The sequence below is a fragment of the Mycobacterium sp. genome (assembly GCF_049281135.1).
In the GTDB taxonomy this organism is placed as follows: Bacteria; Actinomycetota; Actinomycetes; order Mycobacteriales; family Mycobacteriaceae; genus Mycobacterium.
This window is the reverse complement of record NZ_JBAPRN010000697.1, coordinates 1-2,192: the sequence shown is the minus strand read 5'-3', so window position 1 is coordinate 2,192 and position 2,192 is coordinate 1. Positions and strand designations below refer to the sequence as shown.

General features: G+C 65.1%; 2 protein-coding genes. One reads left to right on the top strand and one right to left on the bottom strand.

The features are described from left to right. Window positions 1–341 precede the first annotated feature (341 nt). Complete coding sequence (locus WAN02_RS27885; protein WP_422268494.1) at window positions 342–1,382, bottom strand: IS110 family transposase; 1,041 nt, start codon at window positions 1,380–1,382, stop codon at window positions 342–344. Between the two features lie 291 nt (window positions 1,383–1,673). Here WAN02_RS27885 and WAN02_RS27880 point away from each other — a divergent pair. Continuing rightward, the coding region (locus WAN02_RS27880; protein ID WP_422268492.1) for a transposase family protein at window positions 1,674–2,192 on the top strand (519 nt) is incomplete at its 3' end.

Genomic DNA, 2,192 nt, shown 5'->3' with positions numbered 1-2,192 from the left:
GTTCATCACCACGCCGCGATCACCGCCGAACAGGCAATCGGTCCACGCTTCCAGGCTTAGCGGCGTGGACGTGCACGGTATGCGGCATAGAGTGTGCGTTGTCATGGCAGCGCTGTCCTGCGCGAAGGATGATTTGTCGCCTGATTAGGTTAGTGACGATCTACGGAATGCCGGGTATCAACGTGAATGTCGACAACTTACGCGTGCGAAGACCGACCGGATGTTGTAGGAAGTCAAAGTAGCGCTGAATGTGTGAACAGGAACCGCACTCCTGCTGACGCCGCTCATCTGAAAGTGACCACTGCTGCTCGTTGAAAGTGGTTCTGGCACTAGCTTCTCTGTCAATTTGATGGTGGGTTGCTGTGGCTGAGGTCCGTTTGTAGGGCTACGAAGACGACGTCGGAGAGTCGGCGTTTCAGGATTCGGAGGGCTTCGATGCCGCTGTCGCCGCTGGCCCTTCTCCGGGCCATCATCTTCTTCGCGTCGGGATGCCAGTGGGCTTGGCTCAGTGCCATGCGGTGTAGGGCGGCGTTCAGCTGCCGGTTGCCGGTTCGGCTGAGTCGGTGTCGGGCGTTGTTGGAGGACCAGACCGGCAACGGTGCTGTGCCGTTGTGGCGGGCGTAGGCGTGGCGGGAGGTGAACCGGTCGATGCCGGCGGTCTCGCCGAGGATCTTGGCTGCGGTTAGTGCACCGCAGCCCGGGACCGCGAGCAGCGAGGGGGTGAGCGCGGTGATCAACGTTGTGATCTCAGCTTCGAGGTCGTTGATCTGTTCGGTGAGCTGACGGGCATGCTCGATCAGTGTTCGGGCCAGGCGGGCGACCAGGCCGTCGTGCTCGGTGATGCGCTGCTGGACTTGGTCGTAGGCGCTGGCGCGGTCCAGGCACCGGGGGCCTGGTTCCCAGGACGGGTCGAGTTCGTGCAGGTGCCAGCGCAGCCGGTTGATCATCCGAGTCCTTTCATTGACGAGGGATTCTCGGTGATCAACGAGTAACCGCACCTCCCGCTCGGGCCCGTCCAGACGCGCGATGGGGAGGTCCGGTTCCCGTAACGCGGCCCGGGCCACGGCGAGGGCATCGATTGGGTCGGACTTGCCGTAGGTGCCAGCCGAGTCGCGCACGTGGGCCATCAACTTCGGTGGCACCCGCACTATCGCCTGTCCGGCCGCGAGTAGGTCCCGTTCCAGGCGTCGCGATAGATGGCGACAGTCCTCCACCGCCCACTGACGCTGTCCGTCCTCGTGCAGGCTCTGCGCCCACCGCAGCAGACCCAGATGGTCCTTCGTGCTCGTCGCGATCGTCTTGGCCGCCAGCTGCTTGCCGTGCTCGTCGACGGCGACGATGGTGTGGCTGCGCTTGTGCGCGTCGATGCCCAGGGTGATCATGGACTGTGTCTCCTTCACAGTTGGAGGGCACGGACCGGCCGGCGGGCACATCCCAGTCAGGGCGTGACGCCACGCTTCTCTCAAGCCACGCCGGTCGGTCCACTACACGTCCGGTGAGCCGCACTAGTGCCAGTAGCCATCGAGGGCAACATTTCCGTGGAGCGAACCCACCGGACCTCAATAGCGTGTCACTGGGCACATTCCGTGATGCTGGTGTTGCGCGTGTTGCCGTTGAGACTGACGTGGTCGGCTCGATGATGAGGGCCATGTGATCTTGCGTGTTGTCGTGTCGTGTTGCCGCACCTGGCCGGCGCGGTGATTGACCGGATCGACCGGGTAGACGGCGTGGTCGAGATCGGCGCGCGGGCGCGCGGAAGCAGCGCGGCCTGTCCGGGCTGCGGTGCGCAGTCTGGCCGGGTGCACAGCCGCTACGAACGGGTGTTGGCCGATGCCGCGGTCGGTGGGCAGCCGGTCCGGATCCGGCTGCGGGTGCGGCGCTTTAGGTGTGCCCGAACGACCTGTGCCCGCACGACGTTCGTTGAGCAGGTCGAGGACCTGACGATCCGGTACGGACGGCGCAGCGAGCTGCTGCATCGGATGCTGGAGGCGATCGCGGTGGCGCTTGCGGGCCGGGCCGGCGCTCGGTTGGCGCACCGGCTGGCGGCGCCGGTCAGCCGGATGACGTTACTGCGGATGGTTCGCGCGCTCCCGGAGCGGATACCGACCGACGTCACGGCGGTCGGCGTTGATGATTTCGCCTTACGCCGCGGGCATGTCTACGGCACGGTCGTCATCGACATTGACTCCCAC

Excerpts from the sequence above, each read along its gene's own strand:
- WAN02_RS27885 (WP_422268494.1), bottom strand. The coding sequence starts at position 1,382 with ATGATCACCCTGGGCATCGACGCGCACAAGCGCAGCCACACCATCGTC.